This is a genomic window from Mycobacterium sp. GA-0227b (genome assembly GCF_001499855.1).
Classification (GTDB): domain Bacteria; phylum Actinomycetota; class Actinomycetes; order Mycobacteriales; family Mycobacteriaceae; genus Mycobacterium.
Genome location: NZ_LQIK01000030.1, coordinates 114,172 through 133,467, shown reverse-complemented (window position 1 = coordinate 133,467; position 19,296 = coordinate 114,172). Strand labels below are relative to the sequence as shown.

Here is a 19,296-nt window from a genome sequence, read left to right as displayed (position 1 = left end):
GATATGCGACGGCTAGCCGATCTCGTGGTGCGGTGGCCCCTGGTGGTCATCGGGGTCTGGGTCGCGATGGCGATCGCCCTACCCCTGGCGGTTCCGTCCCTCGGCGAAATGGCCGAGAAGCACCCGCTCGACATCCTGCCCAGCGATGCGCCGTCGAGCGTCACGGCCCAGAAAATGGCCGAGGCGTTCGGCGAATCGGGCAACGACGACCTCTTGGTGATCGCGTTGGTCAACGAGAACGGTCTGACCCCCGCAGACGAGGCCACGTACCGAAAGCTCGTGGACGCGCTGCGGGACAACGTCACCGATGTGGTGTCGGTGCAGGACTTCGTCAGCACGCCCCAACTTCGGCCGTTCCTCACCAGCGAGGACAAGACGACCTGGGTGCTCCCGGTCAACCTCGAGGGGGAATTGGGCACACCGCGGGCGTTCGACTCATTCAACCGGGTGGCCGACCTCGTCAAGCTCAACGTTGCCGGCAGTTCGGTCGACGTCCATCTGACCGGCCCCGCGGCGACCGTCGCGGACCTCACCGTCGCCGGCGAACAGGATCGCCTTCCGATCGAGATCGCGATCGCGGTCTTGGTTCTCGGCGTGCTGTTGCTGGTGTACCGCAGCGCGGTCACGATGCTGCTGCCGTTGGTGACCATCGGATCGTCGCTGGTGATCGCGCAGGCCGTGGTGGCCGGGTACTCCCACCTGACCGGTTCCGGCGTCTCCAACCAGTCCATCGTGTTCCTGAGTGCGATCATGGCCGGCGCCGGAACGGACTACGCGGTCTTTCTCATCAGCCGCTATCACGACTATCTGCGGTTGGGTGAGGACTTCGATCAGGCGGTCAAGACGGCGATGATCTCCATTGGGAAGGTGATCACCGCATCCGCCGTCACGGTGGGGCTCACATTCCTTCTGCTGAGCTTCGCGCAGATGGGTGTGTTCAAAACTGTCGGGGTGTCCGCGGCGATCGGGATCGGCATCGCCTTCCTCGCCGGGTTGACACTGCTCCCGGCGATACTCGTGCTCGCCGGACCGCGTGGTTGGGTCAAGCCGCGGCGGGAGCTGACCGCCCGGTTCTGGAGGCGTTCAGGTATCCGCATCGTGCGCCGGCCCGTGGCGCATCTGGTCGGCAGTGTGCTCGTGTTGGCGCTGCTGGCCGGTCTGGCAGTGTTCGCGCGCTACAACTATGACGATCGCAAGGTTGTCTCGGCGTCGGCGCCGAGTTCGATCGGATACGCCGCGCTGGAACGCCATTTCCCGATCAGCCAGTCCATTCCCGAGTACATCCTCGTCCAGTCGCCGCATGACCTGCGCAACCCGCGGGCCCTTGCCGACCTGGAGCAGATGGCCTCGCGGGTGGCGCAATTGCCGAACGTCGGCTTGGTCAGTGGCATCACCCGACCCCTCGGCGAAGTGCCACGGGAGTTCCGGGCCACCTATCAGGCCGGCATCGTCGGCGACCGGCTGGCCGACGGCTCCGAGCAGATCGGTCAACGCGCCGGCGACCTCAACCGCCTCACCGCCGGAGCCGACACGCTGGCCGACACACTGGCCGACGTACGTGGTCAGATCAACACGATCGCGCCCAGCATCCAGGACCTGGTCGACACGTTCTCCTCGGTGCGGACCGAGTACGGCGGCGATGCGCTGGTGCGTGACGTCGAAGTTGCGGCCAAGCTCGTCGCCAGCGTCAACGCGCTCGGCAACTCCATGGGCGTGAACTTCCGCGCGGTCAAGGACATCTTCGCCTGGATCGGCCCGGTCCTCACAGCGCTTCAGGGCAACGCGGTCTGCGACGCCAACCCCTCCTGCGTCGACACTCGCCGGCAGTTTCAGCGGCTCGTTGCCGCGCGCGACGAAGGAGGCCTCGACGAGATCAACGATCTCGCGCACCAGCTTCAGGGCGTCGAGGACAGGCAGACCCTCAACGAGGCGGTGACCAAGCTCAACGCCGCCATGGCGAATGTCGCCAAGGCGGTCGACGCCATGGGATTGGACCAACCCGGTGGTCCACAGCAAGGCTTGACCGAGCTGCAGCAGGGCGCGAACCGCCTGGCCGCCGGGAGCCGGGAGGTGGCAGGCGGGGTGGATGAACTCGTCAAACAGGTCAAGGTGATCGCCGCCGGACTGAACGAGGCGTCGACCTTTCTGCTGACGATGAGGAGCAACGCTGCTGACCCGTCGCAGGCCGGTTTCAACATTCCCGCCCAGGTCCTGAATTTGCCGGACTTCCAGAAAGCCGCCACGGCCTACATCTCGCCGGACGGTCGCTCGGTGCGGTACCTGGTCCAAACTGAGCTCAACCCGTTCAGCCCGGAGGCGATGGATCAGGTCAACGAGATCCAGGACGTCGCGCGGGGCGCGCAGCCGAACACCGCGTTGGCCGACGCGACGATATCGATGGGCGGATACCCCGCCGCACTGCGGGACACGCGTGACTACTACCAGCAGGACATCCGATTCATCATCGCCGCGACGCTCATCGTGGTGCTGTTGACCTTGATGGTGCTGCTGCGCACGGTCGTCGCGCCGCTTTACCTCGTCGGGTCCGTGGTGATCTCGTACTTCGCGGCCGTCGGTCTCGGTGTCCTGACGTTCCAGCTGATCCTCGGGCAGGAATTGCATTGGAGCGTGCCACCATTGGCGTTCGTGGTGTTGGTTGCCGTGGGCGCCGACTACAACATGCTTTTCGTGTCGCGACTTCGGGACGAGTCGCCGCACAGCGTGCGTTACGGCGTTATCCGAACCCTGGGCTCGACGGGCGGCGTGATCACCGCCGCGGGCCTGATCTTCGCCGCGTCGATGGCGGGCCTGTTGTTCTCGAGTATCGGCATCGTGGTCCAAGGCGGTTTCGTGATCGGGGTCGGGATCCTTCTCGATACGTTCGTCGTCCGCACCATCACGGTGCCTGCCATCGCTGCGCTGATCGGCCGGGCGAACTGGTGGCCGTCACGGATCGGTCCGCGCCGGCCGATGTCGCGGGCGCCAGCCGAGCGGACAGGAGTGGAATGACAACGCCTGAGTCATCGATTCTGTCGATGCTGCATGGACGCGCCAGCCTGCGTCCCGACGAGGTCGCGTTCACCTTCACCGCCTACGACCACGACCCAGCCGGCATCTCGGAGAGACTGACGTGGTCGCAGCTGGCACGGCGAACGATGAATGTGGCACGCGAGATTCGGTCATACGGGTCGACCGGTGACAGGGCGACGATCCTGGCCCCACAGGGTCTGGAGTACATCCTGGCATTCCTGGGAGCCATGCAGGCCGGGCTCGTGGCGGTTCCGCTGCCGTTGCCCCATCGCGGTTCCAGCCATGAGCGGGTGAGTGCGGTCCTTGCCGATACGGAGCCCTCGGTTGTCCTCACGACATCGGCGGCCGCGGACGACGTCGGCGATTTCGTCGGTCAGTCACGAGTGGACACGGCGCCGAAGCTCGTCGAGGTCGACTCGCTGAATCTGGACGCCGAATGTGCCGGCCTGGAGCCCGCTGATCTGCCGAAAACCGCGTATCTGCAATACAGCTCGGGGTCCACCCGGCTGCCGACCGGAGCGGTGCTCTCGCACCGCAACCTCACAGCGAATTTCGATCAGCTGATGCGAAGCTTTTTCGCGGAGTCCCCGTTTCCGCCGGACACCACGCTCGTGTCGTGGTTGCCGTTCTACCACGACATGGGCTTGGTGCTGGGAGTCTGCGCACCCATTCTGACCGGCCGTCCCGCCGCGCTGATGAGCCCCGTGTCCTTCTTGGAGCGACCGGCCCGGTGGATGCGCGCGCTGGCAGAGAACCCGCGCGCGTGGTCGTCGGCACCCAACTTCGCGTTCGACCTCGCCGCCCGCAAAACCACAGACGAAGATCTGAACGGGCTCGACCTCGGTGGCGTGGTGGGCATCATCAGCGGTGCCGAACGCGTGGAGCCGGCCACGTTGCGTCGCTTCGTCGATCGGTTCGCGCACTTCAATTTCCGAGACCACATGATGCGCCCGTCATACGGCCTGGCGGAGGCCACGGTCTTCGTCGCGTCGGGCACCTGGAGCGAATCGTCGCCGGCTGCTCACTTCGATGCCGAGGAACTGGGCGCGGGCCGGGTTCGGCCCTGCGCAGCCGGCAAAGGCACTGCGCTCGTGAAATACAAAGTGCCGCAGTCTCCTTTGCTGCGGATCGTCGACAGCGAGACGCATCGCGAGTGTCCGCCGGAGTCGATCGGGGAGATCTGGGTGCACGGCGAGAACGTCGCCGACGGTTATTGGCGTAAGCCGCCAGAGATGCAGAGCTGCTTCGGCGCCACACTTGTCGACCCATCACCCGGCACACCGGAAGGGCCGTGGTTGCGCACCGGCGACCTCGGTTTCGTCCATGGTGGCGAACTGTTCATCGTCGGCCGTATCAAGGATCTGCTGATCATCCGGGGGCGCAACCACTATCCGGAAGACATCGAGGCGACGGTGCAAGAGCTCACCCGCGGTCGGGTCGCGGCGATAGCGGTGCCGGTGGACAGTAGCGAAAAGCTGGTCGTCATCATCGAACTCAAGAAGCCGACTGACTTTGACGACGACGCGGCGCGCCGGTTCAGCGCGGTGAAAAGCGATGTCACGGCCGCGATAGCGAATGCGCACGGACTGAGTGTCGAAGATCTCGTGCTGGTAGCGCCCGGGTCGATACCGACGACGACGAGCGGAAAGATCCGGCGCGCGGCGTGTGTCGAGCGGTATCGGCGAGACCATTTCATTCGGTTGGACGCCTGAGTCCCAGGCCGATACGGAGTAAGGTTGCGAAACGCATGAAACGACTTCTCGCACTCTGCACCTCACTGACAACCATCGGCGTCGCAGGGTGTTTCGGATTAGGCGTCGCGGGAGCCGAAGAGTCACCGGTCGTGCCGCCAAGCCCACCCAGCCCCACCGACGGACCGCCCCCGCTGGGTACACCCGGTCGGGCGTACGCGTTGGGCGGGGCCCACGTCCTGGGCATCCCCTATGACGAATACATCATGCGTACGGGCGCGGACTGGTTTCCGGGACTGGACCGGCAGATCGTCGACTATCCCGCCGGGCAGGTTCAGGGCCACACCCTGGAGCGGCTGTTTCCGGGCATCGGCAAGCTGGACGACTCATTCCCGGGATTGGGCGTCGACGGTCCCAGCGTCGGCGAGTCGGTCGACGTCGGAGCGCCGAATCTGATCAATGCGATCCGCGAGGGCGGGCCCGGCACCGCCATCGGTCTGTCCGAGGGTGCGATGGTGCTCAACGAGGTACAGGCACGACTGGCGTACGACCCGGCCGCCCCACCTCCGGACGAGTTGAGCTTCGCGATGTACGGCGATCCGGTAGCACGGCACGCTTTCGGTGAGAGCTTCCTGACGCAGATGTTTCCGGTCGGCAGCGTGGTGCCCTCGCTCGACTACCGGATTCCGCCGCCGGTCGAGAGCCAATACGACACCTACCAGTTCGTCTCTGCCTACGACAGCATCGCCGACTGGCCCGACCGGCCGGACAATTGGATATCGGTCGCCAATGCGATCGTGGGCCTCGCGACCGGTCACACCGCGGTCGCGTTCACCGAGCCGAGCATGGTGCCACCGCAGAACATTCGCACGACCGTCAACTCCCGGGGCGCGAAGACGACGACGTTCATGATTCCCGAGGAGCACCTTCCGCTGGTGATGCCGTTCAAGTATCTCGGAGTGGACAAGGAGACGCTGATCAAGCTCGACGCGGTGCTCAAGCCGTACGTGGATGCGGGTTACTCCCGGCACGACAACCCGTTGACCGCGCCGATCACAGTCGATCCGGTGAACGGCTATGACCCGGCGGAGGTCACCGCCCCGGCCACCCAGGCCGCCTTCGGCGGCGGCGCCGACCCGGTGTCGCAGCTGCTGTCCGGGCTTCAGTACGTGCTGAACAACCAACCCAAGCCCTGAGCCGCTACAGTCCGGCCAGCCCCGCCCCGAGCAGCACGCTGCCGACCCCGGCCAAGAGCACGCACACCCCGCGACGGCCTTGCGACCGCAGCCACTCATACAGTGCGGACAGTGTGGCGCGGGTGCGGTCCGGGGCCACCAGATAGCACAGCAGCGGGATCTCCACGAGCGCGAACGCCACCACGTTGAACAGCATCAGGGCGCCGAACTGGGTGGCGGCCGCGGCGCCCGAGGCGACGATGAGCGCCAGCGCGGCGAGATAGTCGACGGACGGCAACGCGATGCCGAGGCCCGCGACGCCGGCGGTCCACAGCGAACGTCCGCTGGCCAATTGCCGGGTGCGGGTCGCAAGCGGTCCCACGATCCGGTTCGCGCGGCCGGGCGCGCCGTCGTCCCGGCCACCGCCAAGCACACCGCTGGCCACCAATACGGCGTTGACCAGCAAGAGCGCGCCGACCACGATCTGTACCCGGGGCAGCGTGAAATGCGCAGACCCAAGAGCCGGCCGCAGCACGAACAGCCCGATCACGCCCACCGAAAGCCCCATCACGAAACCGCCTGTGAGGAAGGTGAGTAGCTGCAGAACCGGCTGTGGCCGGTTGATCATCAGCACCGTCATGCCGATCCGGAACGGCTCCAGGCTGACCGCAACGGCCATCATCAGGAGCGTGATCCACATGTCGAGGTCAGGCTACCGCTCAGCGGGATCGGCGTACCCGGACATGGCCGCCGCGCACGGCCACGTGTGAAGATGGACAGGATATGAGCGCGACCGATCTCAGCCCGGCGACACTGCGCGAGGCGTTCGGGCACTTCCCGTCCGGCGTCATCGCGATCGCGGCGGAGGTGGACGGCACCCGCGTCGGCCTGGCGGCGAGCACCTTCGTGCCGGTCTCGCTGGACCCGCCGTTGGTGTCATTCTGCGTGCAGAACACCTCGGAGACGTGGCCCAAGCTCAAGGACCTGCCCAGCCTGGGGATCAGTGTGCTCGGCGAAGCGCATGACGAGGCCGCGCGCACGCTCGCCGCCAAGACCGGCGACCGGTTCGCCGGCCTGCAGACGGTGTCGCGCGAGTCGGGGGCGGTGTTCGTCGACGGGACCGCGGTGTGGCTGGAGAGCGCGATCGAGCAGCTGATCCCCGCCGGCGACCACACGATCGTGATCCTGCGGGTCTGCGACATCACCGTGCACGCCGATGTAGCCCCGATCGTGTTTCACCGCAGCACGTTTCGTCGCCTCGGCGGCGGGTGATCGTCAGGGGCGAGCGCTGAGCTCCTCGCGGTAGCCGGCCACGCGGCGCTCCAGCTCGTCGGCGTCGGCGGCGCGGCCCTCCTTGCGCGCCAACTCGGCGCGGGCGGAAAGCTCGCGGATCGCAGTGCGAATGTCGTTGATGCTGTGTGGTCTCTGATCCGGCTTGTGAGCAGTCACAGTGCCGCCTTTCGTCGTTGATTGGCCGCTGACTGCAGACTACCCACGACGAACCGGCTCATACCGTCGTCGGCTCGAGCTTCGTGTTCGGCGCTGCTACCGGCGCCGGAAAAGCTTGTCGCCGAGCCATACCACCGGGTCGTACTTGCGGTCGGCGGCGCGCTCTTTCATCGGGATCAGCGCATTGTCGGTGATCTTGATGTGTTCGGGGCAGACCTCGGTGCAGCACTTGGTGATGTTGCAGTAGCCCAGCCCGTGTACCTCCTGGGCGTCCTCGGCGCGTCGCTCGTGCACGTCGAGGGGATGCATGTCCAGCTCGGCCTGGCGCATCAGGTACCGCGGACCGGCGAACGCCTCCTTGTTCTCCTCGTGGTCACGCACCACGTGGCAGACGTTCTGGCACAGGAAGCACTCGATGCACTTACGGAACTCCTGCGACCGGTTCACATCCTCCTGCGCCATCCGGTACTCGCCCGGTTGGAGATCCTTCGGTGGGGTGAAAGCCGGTATCTCGCGGGCTTTCTCGTAGTTGAACGACACGTCGGTGACGAGGTCGCGGATGACCGGGAACGTGCGGATCGGCGTGACGGTGACGACCTCGTCGGGGTCGAACGTCGACATCCGCGTCATGCACATCAGCCGCGGCCGGCCATTGACCTCCGCTGAACACGATCCGCACTTGCCCGCCTTGCAGTTCCACCGCACCGCAAGGTCCGGCGTCTGCGTCTGCTGCAGGCGGTGGATGATGTCGAGCACCACCTCACCCTCGTTGACCTCGACGGAGTAGTCGTGCAGCCCGCCGCCCGCGAGGTCGCCCCGCCACACCCGCATGGTCGCTTGATAGGCCATCAGTTGCTCCGTTCTGGATGCTGGGCCAGTTCCTGGTCGGTGAAGTACTTCTCCAGCTCGGAGAGCTCGAACAGGTCGAGCAGGTCCTGCCGGACCGGAATCTGGTCTTGTCTGGTGACGCTGACGTCGGGCACCAACTCGGTGTCATCGCTTTCGACGCGGCAGACCAGCAGGGTCTTGCGCCAATCCGACTCCATCGACGGGTGGTCGTCGCGGGTATGGCCGCCGCGGCTCTCCGTGCGCTGCAGCGCCGCCTTGGCGATGCATTCGCTGACCAGCATCATGTTGCGCAGGTCGATGGCCAGGTGCCAGCCGGGGTTGAACGGCCGGTCCCCGTCGATGCGCACCCGCTTGTACCGCTCGCGCAGCTCGGCCAGCCTGTCGAGCGCCTCGCTGATCTCGTCGGCCTTGCGGATGATCCCGACCAGGCTGTTCATCGTGTCCTGCAGATCGAGTTGCAGGGTGTAGGGGTTCTCCGGGGTATCTCCGTTCGTCGCGCTCTCGAACGGCAGCAGCGCCCGCTTGATCGCGTCTTGCACCGCCCGCTCGGACACCGCAGGCCGATCGGTCAGCGCCCGCGCGTAGTCGGCGGCGCCGAGCCCCGCGCGGCGGCCGAACACCAGCAGGTCCGACAGGGAGTTACCGCCGAGTCGGTTGGAGCCGTGCATGCCACCCGCACACTCACCGGCCGCGAACAGTCCCGGCGTGGTCGCCGCGGCCGTGTCAGGATCGACCTCGATACCGCCCATCACGTAGTGGCAGGTCGGACCGACTTCCATCGGTTCCTTGGTGATGTCGACCTCGGCCAACTCCATGAACTGGTGGTACATCGACGGCAGGCGTCGCTTGATCTCCTCGGCGGGCAGCCGCGACGCGATGTCGAGGAACACTCCGCCGTGCGGCGAGTTGCGGCCGGCCTTCACTTCGGAGTTGATCGCGCGGGCCACCTCGTCACGCGGCAGCAGGTCCGGCGTCCGGCGCGCGGAGTCGTTGTCCTTCAGCCACTGATCGGCCTCATCGACGCTCTCGGCGTACTGGCCTTTGAACACGGGCGGGATGTAGTCGAACATGAACCGGGTGCCCTCGGAGTTCTTCAGCACACCGCCGTCGCCGCGCACGCCCTCGGTGACGAGAATGCCCTTGACGCTGGGCGGCCAGACCATGCCGGTCGGGTGGAACTGGACGAACTCCATGTTGATCAGCGTCGCGCCGGCGCGCAGGGCCAACGCGTGCCCGTCGCCGGTGTACTCCCAGGAGTTCGACGTCACCTTGTAGGACTTGCCGATTCCGCCGGTGGCCAGCACCACCGCGGGTGCCTCGAACAAGACGAAGTTGCCGGTCTCGCGCCAGTACCCGAAGGCGCCGGCCACTCTTTTTTCACCGCCGGTCTCGTCCAAGATCAGGTCGGTGACCGTGCATTCGTGAAAGACCCGGATCCGCGCCTCGTAGTCGCCGAACTCGGCCTTGTCTTCCTGCTGCAGCGAGACGATCTTCTGTTGCAACGTGCGGATGATCTCCAGGCCGGTGCGGTCACCGACGTGCGCCAGCCGCGCGTAGGTGTGGCCGCCGAAGTTGCGCTGGCTGATGCGGCCATCCTTGGTGCGGTCGAACAGCGCGCCGTAGGTCTCGAGCTCCCAGACCCGGTCGGGTGCCTCCTTGGCGTGCAACTCGGCCATCCGCCAGTTGTTGAGGAACTTTCCGCCGCGCATGGTGTCGCGAAAGTGGACCTGCCAGTTGTCCTTCGGGTTGGCATTGCCCATCGCGGCCGCGCAGCCGCCTTCGGCCATCACGGTGTGCGCCTTACCGAAGAGCGACTTCGTGATGACCGCAACCTTCTGACCGCGCTCGCGTGCCTCGATGACCGCACGCAAACCCGCGCCGCCGGCACCGATGACGAGTACGTCGTATGAGTGCCGTTCCACCTGAGGTGAGCCGGTTGCGCTGAGAGCCTCGGATTCCGCCATTAAATAAACCTCACTACCAATTGAATAAAGCTGTCAGCCAATGAATCTCAGGTCAGGGATGGCACCGCTGGCCACCAACATGATGTAGAAGTCGGTGAGCATCAGCGTGCCAAGCGTGATCCAGGCGTAGGCCTTGTGCCTGGTGTTGAGCCTGCTGACCTGTGACCACAACCAGTACCGGATCGGGTGTTTGGAGAAGTGTTTGAGGCGCCCGCCGACGACGTGACGGCAGGAGTGGCACGACACCGTATACGTCCACAACAGGATCACGTTGACGACGAGAATGACGTTGCCCAAACCGAATCCGAAGCCCGACGGCGAATGGAACGCCACGATCGCGTCGTAGGTGTTGATCAGCGAGATCAGCACGGCGATGTAAAAGAAGTAGCGGTGTGTGTTCTGGATGATCAGCGGCAACCGCGTCTCACCGGTGTAGGTCGCATGGGGTTCGGCCACCGCGCACGCGGTGGGCGCCTGCCACACCGACCGGTAGTAGGCCCCGCGGTAGTAGTAGCAGGTGAGGCGGAACAGCAGCAGGAACGGCAGGGACACCGCCGCGTAGGGCAGCCACCACACATCGGGCAGGAACTGACCGAAGTGGCTGGCCTCAGGGATGCAGCCGGACTGCTCGGCCTCGGACCACTTCACGACACACGGCGAGTAGAACGGCGTCAGGTAGTGGTACTCGGCAACGTAGTACCACTTCTGCATGAACGCCCGCACCGTCGCGTAGATCAGGAAAGCGGCGAAGCCGAGATTGACGATCAGCGGCGACTGCCACCACCGGTCGGTGCGCAGGGTGCGCTGCGGAATCTCTGCACGGCTCGCTGAGAAGACGCCGGTCGCTTTGCGGTCGGCGGTGGGTGCGCTCACTGTTGCCTTTCGATGTCGAGTTGTCCCGGATCCTGACGGACCTCCGCGTCAGCGGACGCCGCCGAGTCCCTCGTCATCGACACCGCGCCAGAAATCGGTGTCGTACTGGGTGTCCGGGATCGGGATGCGGTCGCCGGCGTGGTGGTGCACCACGCCGCGGGCCAGCTCCAGCTCTTCGGCGTCAATGTCGAGACGGTCGATGTCGTTGAGGATGCGTTCGGCATCATTGACGATGCGACGCGTCGCCGGGGAATCCCCGTACCTCGACGCCAGCGATGTCACGCACCGCCGCAGGCTTCCGATTAGCTCATGCAGCTCGGCAAGTTCGGTAGTGCTGGACAATTGACCTCCTTGGGCTGAAGGGTGTCAGGCATCACAGTACGACACCCGATGCTAGCTACATCATGCAGTCCACCGTGAGACAGATCACGTCAAACCGAAGGAGACGGCTCGATGCCCGACCAGGTACTCAAAGAGCGTGCCGAGGCCCTGCTGGCGTTGCACCAGCCCGGAAACCCGGTCATTCTGCCGACCGTCTGGGACGCCTGGTCGGCGCGGCTCGCGGTAGGCGAGGGGTTTGCTGCGCTGACCGTCGGCAGTCACCCGATGGCGGACTCGGTCGGTAAACCCGACCAGGAGGGCATGGCGTTCGACGACGTGGTCACGCGCGTCAAGCAGATCACTGCGGCGGTCGATGTGCCGGTCTCGGTCGATCTGGAATCCGGCTACGCCCAGTCCCCGGGGCGCCTGATCGACGGACTGCTGGAGGCGGGCGCTGTCGGGCTGAACATCGAGGACACCGTGCACAGCGAGAACGGCAGGTTGCGGTCGTCCACCGAGCACGCGGAGTTGGTCGGCGCGTTGCGGGAGGCGGCCGACGGCACCGGCGTGCACGTGGTGATCAATGCGCGCACGGACCTGTTCCTGCGCAAGGACGGTGATGACGCCGACCGTGTCGACCGCGCGGTGGCCAGGCTGACCGAGGCGGCTGCCGCCGGCGCCGACGTGCTCTACCCGGTGGGCCGGCATGATCCGGACACCTTGCGCCGCTTGACATCCGAGTTGCCGCTACCGGTGAACGCGATCGGTGTGCCCGATCAGGACGACCCGGCGTTGTTCGGGCCGTTGGGGGTGGCACGCGTCAGCTTCGGACCGTTCCTGCAGGCCGCGTTGTCGACGCGGGCCAAGGAGTTGTTGCAGCGGTGGGCTTAGGGGGCGGCGGTGGCTGACGACGATCGGAACTGGGAGGACCAGCAGCCGCTGGTCATCGCCGCCGGTGTGGCGGCGGTGGTGCTGGTGGCGATCCTGATCTATGCGGTGATCCGTACCGCGGACGCCGCCCGCGTACCGGAAACAATTCCGCCGCCCGCACCTTCGTCGACTCCGTCGGTGTACACCACCTCGCCGACGACGACCACCAGCTACACCACCCCGAGCGTGCAGACCACGGAAGTCAGGGCGCCGGAGCCGCCCCCGACGACCACCACCACCAGCCCGACCACGGCGACCACGACGACCGATCCGTATGAGACCACGACGACGGATCCGTATGAGACGACGACGTCGGATTGGTATGAGACGACGACGGAGACGACCGGCGACTGAGGCGACAAAGCCGGTATCCCGGTCGGTTTCACCGGCCTGCTTTCGCTGTGAGCGAAGCCACACCGCAGAGCTCAAAACCGGGCTCACATCGCGCGTCGAACCCTGTGAGCACACCGTGATCGGCGCTTCACACGAGGCGACATTGCGGCAATATCGGCTGCTTAACGTCGGCGGCATGCGGTCAAGAAGAAACGTGGTGGTTGTCGGCCACGGCATGGTCGGTCACCGGTTCGTCGAGGCGCTTCGCTCCCGGGACGCCGACGGCGACTGGCGTGTCACCGTTCTTGCCGAAGAGGCCGACGCCGCCTACGACCGCGTCGGGCTCACCGGTTACACCGACCATTGGGACCGCAACCTGCTGGCGCTACCGGGCAATGACTACCGGGGCGACGATCTGGTCGATCTGCGGTTGGCCACGCGGGTGACCGGAATCGACCGGACCGCGAAGGAGGTGCTCACCGCCGACGGCCGGCGCGTGCCGTATGACGCACTGGTGTTGGCGACCGGATCATATGCCTTCGTTCCGCCGGTCCCGGGCCGTGACCTGCCCGTGTGCCACGTCTACCGGACCCTCGATGATCTGGACGCCATCCGGGCCGGTGCGAACGCCGCGCGCGGTTCCAAAACGCCGGTCGGCGTGGTGATCGGCGGCGGCCTGCTCGGCCTGGAGGCGGCAAATGCGTTGCGCACCTTCGGCTTGAAGACCCACGTCGTCGAGATGGCACCGCATCTGATGGCGGCGCAGCTCGACGAGGCGGGCGGTGCGCTGCTGAGCCGGATGATCAAGGGCCTCGGCATCGAGGTGCACACCGGCGTCGGCACCGAGAGCATCGTGCCGGTGCAGCGCAATGAGCCGCTGCGCAAATCTGACCGAGACGATTCGGTCCGGTTGTCGCTCAACGACGGCAGCCATATCGACACCGGCGTGGTCGTGTTCGCCGCCGGGGTGCGCCCGCGCGACGAACTGGCCCGTCAAGCCGGCCTGGATGTCGCGCAGCGCGGCGGCGTGCTCACCGACCTTTCCTGTGTCACAAGCGATCCCGACGTCTACGCCATCGGCGAAGTGGCCGCGATCGAGGGCCGCTGCTACGGGCTGGTCGGCCCCGGGTACACCAGCGCGGAGGTGGTGGCCGACCGGCTGCTCGGCGGTGCCGCCGAGTTCGGTGAAGCCGACATGTCGACCAAGCTCAAGCTGCTCGGCGTCGATGTGGCCAGCTTCGGCGATGCCCAAGGCCGCACGCCGAACTGCCTGGAGGTCGTGGTCAACGACCCGGTCAAGCAGACCTACGCCAAGCTGGTGCTCTCCGATGACGCCAAGATCCTGTTGGGCGGCATCCTGGTCGGTGACGCGTCGGCCTACGGTGTGCTGCGTCCGATGGTCGCCAGCGAGCTGCCCGGCGATCCGCTGTCCTTGATCGCGCCGGTCTCCGACGGTAGCGCGCCGGGCCTGGGAGTCGGTGCGCTACCGGATATCGCGCAGATCTGCTCGTGCAACAACGTCACCAAGGGAGACCTGACCGGCGCCATCGCCGGCGGCTGCTGCGACGTGCCGAGCCTGAAGAAGTGCACGCTGGCCGGCACGTCGTGCGGCTCGTGCGTGCCGCTGCTCAAGCAGCTGCTCGAGGCCGAGGGTGTCGAACAGTCCAAGGCGCTGTGCGAGCACTTCAGCCAGTCGCGGGCCGAGTTGTTCGAGATCATCAGCGCAACCGAGATCCGCACCTTCTCCGGGCTGATCGAACGGTTCGGCACCGGAAAAGGTTGCGACATCTGCAAACCCGTCGTCGCGTCGATCCTCGCGTCGACCAGTTCGGAGCACATCCTCGACGGTGAGCAGGCCTCGCTGCAGGACTCCAACGACCACTTCCTGGCCAACATCCAGAAGAACGGCAGCTACTCGGTGGTGCCGCGGTCGCCCGGCGGGGAGATCACCCCGGAGCAGCTGATCCTGATCGGCGAGATCGCCAGGGACTTCAACCTTTACACCAAGATCACCGGCGGCCAGCGCATCGACATGTTCGGCGCGCGGGTCGATCAACTGCCGGAGATCTGGCGTCGGCTGGTCGACGGTGGCATGGAATCCGGCCACGCCTACGGCAAGGCGCTGCGCACGGTGAAGAGCTGTGTGGGCAGCACCTGGTGCCGCTACGGTCAACAGGATTCGGTCGACATGGCGGTCAGGATCGAGAATCGCTACCGCGGGCTGCGCGCCCCGCACAAGATCAAGATGGCCGTCTCCGGCTGCGCCCGCGAATGCGCGGAGGCGCAGAGCAAGGACGTCGGCGTCATCGCCACCGAACAGGGGTGGAATCTCTACGTCTGCGGCAACGGCGGAATGACGCCCCGGCACGCACAGCTGCTGGCCGGCGACCTCGACGACGAGACGCTGATCCGCTACATCGACCGGTTCCTGATGTTCTACATCCGAACCGCCGACCGGTTGCAGCGCACGGCGCCGTGGCTGGAAGCGATGGACTTCCCGGGTAAGTCAGGCATGGAGCATCTGCGCGATGTGGTCTGCAACGACTCGCTCGGCCTGGCCACCGAATTCGAAGACGCCATGGAGCGCCACGTCGCCGGCTATGCCTGCGAATGGAAGGGCGTGCTGGAGGACCCGCAGAAACTGTCGCGGTTCGTGTCGTTCGTGAACGCCCCGGATGTCGACGATCCCACTGTCGAGTTCACCGAGAGTTCGGGGCGCAAGGTCCCGCTCGCGATGCCGAAGGTGCCGCAAAGATGACCGTGCTCAACGATACCCAGGTATGGACGTCGGCCTGTCGCTATGACTTCCTGATCCCCAACCGCGGCGTCGGCGTGCTACTCGCTGACGGTGGTCAGGCGGCGCTGTTCCGCCTCGACGACGGATCACTGCACGCGATCGGCAACATCGACCCGTTCTCCGGGGCGGCGGTGATGTCGCGCGGCATCGTGGGTGACCGCGGCGGACGTCCGACCGTGCAGTCGCCGATCAAGAAGCAGGCGTTCGCGCTTGACGACGGTGTGTGCCTCGACGACCCCGAGGTTTCGCTACCGGTCTACCCGACGCGGCTCACTGCCGACGGTCACGTCGAAGTCGGCGGCTAGCCTTCCTCGCGAGCAGTCGCAAAGTGCCCCATTTTCAGCCATTCGGGGCAATTTCCGTCTGCTCGCCAAAAGACCTCTTAGGCCGCCAACGGCAGCCGGGCGCGGCGGAACCGGTTGGCGATCAACCGGACCATCGCGGGGTGGCCACCCAACGGATCGGCCACCGCGTCGGCCCCACTAGCGCGCAGCCGGTCCTGGAACAGACCCTCGGCCAGAAGATATGAGGCGACCACGACCCGCCGCGCGCCGTTGCGGCGCAAACTCGCCACCGCGTCGGCCACCCGCGGCTCGCCGGTGGCGGCATACGCCAGCTCGACCCGGTCGCCGATCACCGCCGACAGCAGCGCCGACATGCGTCGCAGATCTGACAACGCACCCGTATCGGAGGTGCCCGCCGCCGCCAGCACCACGGAATCGCCCGGCCGCCAACCGGATTCGATCAGCCGATCGGTCAGCACGCGGGTAAGCTGCGGGCTGGGACCGAGCGCGTCGGCGATTGTCACGCCGGGGTGTCCGCTGGCCGCGACGTGCGCGGGAATGTCGGTGTTGACGTGATATCCGCGGGACAGGAACGCCGGCACCAGGATCGTGCGATCGGGCAGGCTTTGCAACACCTCGCTCGGTGTCGGGCCCAGCACGTCGACGAACGCGACATGGACGCGGGCGCCCAGCGCGGTCGACACCCGATCTGCGAGGTTCCCGATCAGCGACACCCCGCTCTGTTTGCGGGTGCCGTGCGCCACCAGCAGAAAACTCATGGTGCGACCGCCAGACTGTCCTCGACGGCCAGTCGGTAACCCCGCTTGACGACCGTCGACACGATATTCTTGTCGCCCAACGCCGTTCGCAGCCGCAGCACTGCGGTTTCCACCGCGTGGGTGTCGGTTCCGTTGCCGGGCAGCGCCCGGAGCAGGTCGGCGCGCGACACCACGGCGCCGGGCCGGTGGGCCAGCGCGCGGATCGTCGCCATCCCGGCCGGCGACACCGGCTTGACGACGCCGTCGACCAGCACGCAGGTGCCGCGGATCTCGAGCAGATGCCCGGCCACGCGAACCGTCCTCGCGCACAACAGCGGAAGCTCGTCGGTGATGTGACGGACCAACGCGCCCAACCGCATTCGGTCAGGCGCCGACGTCGGCACCCCGAGTCGGGCCAGCGGCCGGGCGGTCACGGGCCCGACGCACATCGCGTGCACGTCACCGCGAAACGCCGCGAGCACCCGGCTCTCCAGGCCCATTTCCTTGGCCCGCAGCAGAACCGACGCGACCGCGGGCGCCGAGGTGAAGCTGACCGCGTCGAACTTCTCCTCGGCGATGCCGGCCACCAGTTGGTCGAAGTCTCCGTTGTGCGGCGCGGGATACCACCGGTACACCAGGATCGGCACGACCTCGGCGCCGGCGGCACGCAACTCGTCGAGAAACTCGGGGAACGGGTCCCACTCATCGGTCGCGCCGTGCATCTGGACCGCGACGCGCTGACCGGCGATCCCGCCCGCGACGAGGTAATGCACCAACTCGCGCGACGACTCCGAGTCTGGGGACCACTCCTCGGGCAGGCCGGCCGCGCGCAGGGCACCCGTCGCCTTTGGCCCACGGGAGAGGATGCGCGCCTTGGCAAGCGCGTCGATCAGGTCGTTGGCGACGCCCCAGCCGTCTGCGGCGGCGATCCAGCCGCGGAAGCCGATGCCGGTGGTGGCAATCACGATGTCCGGTGGTGCGTCGATCAGAACTCGAGTGTGCGCGCGCAACACGTCGTCGTCGGGCAGCGGCACCATCTGGATCGCCGGCGCGCTGGTCACCGTCGCACCGCGGCGGCGCAGCAGCGCACTCAACTCGTCGGCACGCCGGGCGGAGGTCACCGCCACCCGGAAGCCGGTGAGCGGCGCCCAGTCGGGCTCGGTCATGCGACATGTGTATGCACTGCATGTTTCCGAGCGATTAATTGACCGTTGCGGAGTCGTGTCGGCAGTCCGGGCGGCCCACAAATCCCAGGTCAAGCGGGCGTTATGACCTGAATCTCACCAGACGTCGCCGTCGCGCCAGTCGCAGGTGATCTCGGCGCTGGTGTCCAGCGCCATGCCGTCCGGCAGGCTCACCGGCAACACGAACAACGCATGGTCGTCGTCGGGAGTGCGGGTCAGTCCGGCCGGTGCGAGCACCGAGGTCGGTCCCTGCCACGGCAGCCAGCCGCGGGCGGTGTAGATGTGCCTGCCCGCCTCCGAGGCGCTCAGCGCGCCGAGCTGATACGCCCCGCGCAGCACCTGCTCCACGGCATCCATCACGGCTCGCGCCAAGCCCTGCCCGCGCCAGTCCTCGCGCACCGCGACCGCCTCCACGTAGCCGCAGCGCAGCGCCGTCCTGCGATACAGCAACCGCCGCTGCACCACCGCCGCGTGGGCGATCAGCGCGCCGTGGTCGAAGATCATCGCGTGCATGCCGCCGAGGGAGTGTTCCCAGTCGACCTCGGTGAAATCCCCGCCGAACGCCTCGATCACCATCCGTTTGGCGTCCTCGCGCGTCTCGGGGTCGAGGTCGGAAGTGTGGATCAGTCGCGCGGTGTGGATGCGCACGACGGGAACATGGGACTCCTGAACATGCACACTGCTTTTCTACCAGCGCGGTGCGCTCGTTGTCTGTCTAGTCGTCTTCGAATGGCCGGCGCGGCCGCGACCAGTGCATCCGTACCGTTTGCCCGGGCCGCACCTGAGCCACCTTGTCGATGTCCTCGTCGGCGACGACGCCGATCACCGGGTAGCCGCCGGTGACCGGATGGTCCGGCCCCAAGATGACCGGAAAACCGTTCGGCGGCACTTGAATTGCGCCGCGGGTGGCCCCTTCGCTGGGGAGTTGCCGATCCGGACGGCGGTACTCCAGCGGCATCCCGACCAGCCGCATGCCCACGCGGTCGCTCTTGTTGGTCGCCAGCCAGTTGGTGCGGATCAACACATCCGGGTCGACGAACCAGTCGTCGCGCGGACCGGGCACCACCATCAGCTCGAGCGCGTCGTCCTCGATCGCCGCGACCGGCGCCTGATCGAGTTCGGGGAACTCCTCGGTGTGCTCGCCGACCGGCAGCACATCACCCGGCTGCAGCGGCTGCGGTCCGATGGCGGACATCACGTCGTATGACCGCGACCCCAGGACCGGCTCGACGTCGATACCGCCGCGCACCGCCAGATAGGTCCGCAGGCCGGAGTGCGGTGCACCGAGCGTGATCACCTCGCCGTCGCGAGCGAAGTGGATGCTGTTGGTGCCGAACGGTATTCCGTTGACAGCCGGGTCGGTGTCGGCGCCGGTGACGGCGATGGCGATATCGCCACCACGCACGCGCGCCGCCAGCCCGCCGAACGTCACCTCGATGGTGGCCCGATCGCCGGGGTTGGCCACCAGCCGGTTGGCCAGCGTGTGCGACCGGCGGTCGGCGGCACCGGATCGGCCGACGCCCATGTGCGCCAGCCCGGGGCGGCCCATGTCCTCGATCAGCGCCAGCGGCCCGGAGCGCAGGATCTCAAGCGTGGTCATGGCCCCTCCTACCCAGTCCTATTTGACGTCCTATTTGACGTCCTATTTGACGTCCTAT

18 protein-coding genes are annotated in these 19,296 nt (G+C 66.7%); 8 read left to right on the top strand and 10 right to left on the bottom strand.

What is annotated here, in order from left to right; all coding sequences use genetic code 11:
• The first annotated feature begins 3 nt into the window (after window positions 1-3).
• Genes AU185_RS18250 through pe form a run of 3 tightly spaced genes read left to right on the top strand, consistent with a single transcriptional unit; the run spans window position 4 to window position 5,917 of the window.
• Window positions 4-3,009 carry an MMPL/RND family transporter gene (locus AU185_RS18250; protein ID WP_059098740.1) on the top strand — a complete coding sequence of 1,002 codons (3,006 nt, stop codon included), beginning with the start codon at window positions 4-6 and terminating at the stop codon, window positions 3,007-3,009.
• Window positions 3,006-4,742, top strand: coding sequence for an AMP-binding protein (locus AU185_RS18245; protein WP_059098807.1), 1,737 nt, complete (start codon window positions 3,006-3,008; stop codon window positions 4,740-4,742). The genes AU185_RS18250 and AU185_RS18245 overlap by 4 nt, the downstream gene beginning before the upstream one ends.
• Window positions 4,743-4,777: 35 nt before the next feature.
• Complete coding sequence (gene pe / locus AU185_RS18240; protein ID WP_059098739.1) at window positions 4,778-5,917, top strand: acyltransferase PE; 1,140 nt, start codon at window positions 4,778-4,780, stop codon at window positions 5,915-5,917.
• A gap of 4 nt (window positions 5,918-5,921) precedes the next feature.
• Here pe and AU185_RS18235 read toward each other — a convergent pair whose 3' ends face one another.
• Window positions 5,922-6,596 carry a GAP family protein gene (locus AU185_RS18235; RefSeq protein WP_059098738.1) on the bottom strand — a complete coding sequence of 225 codons (675 nt, stop codon included), beginning with the start codon at window positions 6,594-6,596 and terminating at the stop codon, window positions 5,922-5,924.
• A gap of 83 nt (window positions 6,597-6,679) precedes the next feature.
• On the opposite strand from AU185_RS18235, the gene AU185_RS18230 reads away from it, so the two are divergent.
• Window positions 6,680-7,168, top strand: a complete 489-nt coding sequence (locus AU185_RS18230; protein WP_059098737.1) for a flavin reductase family protein — start codon at window positions 6,680-6,682, stop codon at window positions 7,166-7,168.
• Window positions 7,169-7,171: 3 nt separating this feature from the next.
• Here the strand turns inward: AU185_RS18230 and AU185_RS25205 are convergent, their stop codons facing one another.
• The 5 genes from AU185_RS25205 to AU185_RS18210 form a co-directional block, all read right to left on the bottom strand.
• A complete protein-coding gene (locus tag AU185_RS25205; RefSeq protein WP_156425577.1) occupies window positions 7,172-7,345 on the bottom strand; it encodes a hypothetical protein in 174 nt (57 codons plus the stop codon).
• Window positions 7,346-7,441: 96 nt separating this feature from the next.
• Window positions 7,442-8,194: a succinate dehydrogenase/fumarate reductase iron-sulfur subunit gene (locus AU185_RS18225; protein WP_059098736.1), complete on the bottom strand. Its 753-nt coding sequence runs from the start codon at window positions 8,192-8,194 to the stop codon at window positions 7,442-7,444.
• The gene (locus AU185_RS18220) at window positions 8,194-10,158 is read right to left on the bottom strand and encodes a fumarate reductase/succinate dehydrogenase flavoprotein subunit (protein ID WP_059098735.1); all 1,965 of its coding nucleotides are present in this window, start codon (window positions 10,156-10,158) and stop codon (window positions 8,194-8,196) included. The genes AU185_RS18225 and AU185_RS18220 overlap by 1 nt, the downstream gene beginning before the upstream one ends.
• Window positions 10,159-10,191: 33 nt before the next feature.
• On the bottom strand, window positions 10,192-11,031 hold the full coding sequence (sdhC, locus tag AU185_RS18215; RefSeq protein WP_059098734.1) for a succinate dehydrogenase subunit SdhC: 840 nt from the start codon (window positions 11,029-11,031) through the stop codon (window positions 10,192-10,194).
• A gap of 48 nt (window positions 11,032-11,079) precedes the next feature.
• Complete coding sequence (locus AU185_RS18210; RefSeq protein ID WP_059098733.1) at window positions 11,080-11,373, bottom strand: Rv0250c family protein; 294 nt, start codon at window positions 11,371-11,373, stop codon at window positions 11,080-11,082.
• A gap of 111 nt (window positions 11,374-11,484) precedes the next feature.
• Here AU185_RS18210 and AU185_RS18205 point away from each other — a divergent pair, with 111 nt between their 5' ends.
• The 4 genes from AU185_RS18205 (at window position 11,485) to nirD (ending at window position 15,717) form a co-directional block, all read left to right on the top strand.
• Window positions 11,485-12,243, top strand: a complete 759-nt coding sequence (locus AU185_RS18205) for an isocitrate lyase/PEP mutase family protein (RefSeq protein WP_059098732.1) — start codon at window positions 11,485-11,487, stop codon at window positions 12,241-12,243.
• 9 nt (window positions 12,244-12,252) lie between these two features.
• Window positions 12,253-12,636: a hypothetical protein gene (locus tag AU185_RS18200; RefSeq protein WP_059098731.1), complete on the top strand. Its 384-nt coding sequence runs from the start codon at window positions 12,253-12,255 to the stop codon at window positions 12,634-12,636.
• A gap of 175 nt (window positions 12,637-12,811) precedes the next feature.
• Entirely contained in the window at window positions 12,812-15,373 is a 2,562-nt protein-coding gene (gene nirB / locus AU185_RS18195) for a nitrite reductase large subunit NirB (protein ID WP_059098806.1), read from the top strand.
• Window positions 15,370-15,717, top strand: coding sequence for a nitrite reductase small subunit NirD (nirD, locus tag AU185_RS18190; RefSeq protein ID WP_059098730.1), 348 nt, complete (start codon window positions 15,370-15,372; stop codon window positions 15,715-15,717). The genes nirB and nirD overlap by 4 nt, the downstream gene beginning before the upstream one ends.
• A gap of 77 nt (window positions 15,718-15,794) precedes the next feature.
• Here nirD and AU185_RS18185 read toward each other — a convergent pair whose 3' ends face one another.
• From AU185_RS18185 to AU185_RS18170, 4 genes are all read right to left on the bottom strand, one after another.
• On the bottom strand, window positions 15,795-16,475 hold the full coding sequence (locus AU185_RS18185) for a sirohydrochlorin chelatase (protein WP_059098729.1): 681 nt from the start codon (window positions 16,473-16,475) through the stop codon (window positions 15,795-15,797).
• Window positions 16,472-17,620: a uroporphyrinogen-III synthase gene (locus AU185_RS18180; protein WP_059098728.1), complete on the bottom strand. Its 1,149-nt coding sequence runs from the start codon at window positions 17,618-17,620 to the stop codon at window positions 16,472-16,474. The genes AU185_RS18185 and AU185_RS18180 overlap by 4 nt, the downstream gene beginning before the upstream one ends.
• 114 nt (window positions 17,621-17,734) lie before the next feature.
• The gene (locus AU185_RS18175) at window positions 17,735-18,316 is read right to left on the bottom strand and encodes a GNAT family N-acetyltransferase (protein ID WP_082683955.1); all 582 of its coding nucleotides are present in this window, start codon (window positions 18,314-18,316) and stop codon (window positions 17,735-17,737) included.
• A gap of 37 nt (window positions 18,317-18,353) precedes the next feature.
• A complete protein-coding gene (locus tag AU185_RS18170) occupies window positions 18,354-19,238 on the bottom strand; it encodes a 5-oxoprolinase/urea amidolyase family protein (RefSeq protein ID WP_059098727.1) in 885 nt (294 codons plus the stop codon).
• Window positions 19,239-19,296: the final 58 nt, after the last annotated feature.

What these genes read in the sequence shown, in the direction of transcription:
- AU185_RS18250 (WP_059098740.1), top strand. Translation starts at nt 4, where the DNA reads ATGCGACGGCTAGCCGATCTCGTGGTGCGGTGGCCCCTGGTGGTCATC.
- AU185_RS18245 (WP_059098807.1), top strand. Translation starts at nt 3,006, where the DNA reads ATGACAACGCCTGAGTCATCGATTCTGTCGATGCTGCATGGACGCGCC.
- pe (WP_059098739.1), top strand. Translation starts at nt 4,778, where the DNA reads ATGAAACGACTTCTCGCACTCTGCACCTCACTGACAACCATCGGCGTC.
- AU185_RS18235 (WP_059098738.1), bottom strand. Translation starts at nt 6,596, where the DNA reads ATGTGGATCACGCTCCTGATGATGGCCGTTGCGGTCAGCCTGGAGCCG.
- AU185_RS18230 (WP_059098737.1), top strand. Translation starts at nt 6,680, where the DNA reads ATGAGCGCGACCGATCTCAGCCCGGCGACACTGCGCGAGGCGTTCGGG.
- AU185_RS18225 (WP_059098736.1), bottom strand. Translation starts at nt 8,194, where the DNA reads ATGGCCTATCAAGCGACCATGCGGGTGTGGCGGGGCGACCTCGCGGGC.
- AU185_RS18220 (WP_059098735.1), bottom strand. Translation starts at nt 10,158, where the DNA reads ATGGCGGAATCCGAGGCTCTCAGCGCAACCGGCTCACCTCAGGTGGAA.
- AU185_RS18205 (WP_059098732.1), top strand. Translation starts at nt 11,485, where the DNA reads ATGCCCGACCAGGTACTCAAAGAGCGTGCCGAGGCCCTGCTGGCGTTG.
- nirB (WP_059098806.1), top strand. Translation starts at nt 12,812, where the DNA reads ATGCGGTCAAGAAGAAACGTGGTGGTTGTCGGCCACGGCATGGTCGGT.
- nirD (WP_059098730.1), top strand. Translation starts at nt 15,370, where the DNA reads ATGACCGTGCTCAACGATACCCAGGTATGGACGTCGGCCTGTCGCTAT.
- AU185_RS18185 (WP_059098729.1), bottom strand. Translation starts at nt 16,475, where the DNA reads ATGAGTTTTCTGCTGGTGGCGCACGGCACCCGCAAACAGAGCGGGGTG.
- AU185_RS18180 (WP_059098728.1), bottom strand. Translation starts at nt 17,620, where the DNA reads ATGACCGAGCCCGACTGGGCGCCGCTCACCGGCTTCCGGGTGGCGGTG.
- AU185_RS18170 (WP_059098727.1), bottom strand. Translation starts at nt 19,238, where the DNA reads ATGACCACGCTTGAGATCCTGCGCTCCGGGCCGCTGGCGCTGATCGAG.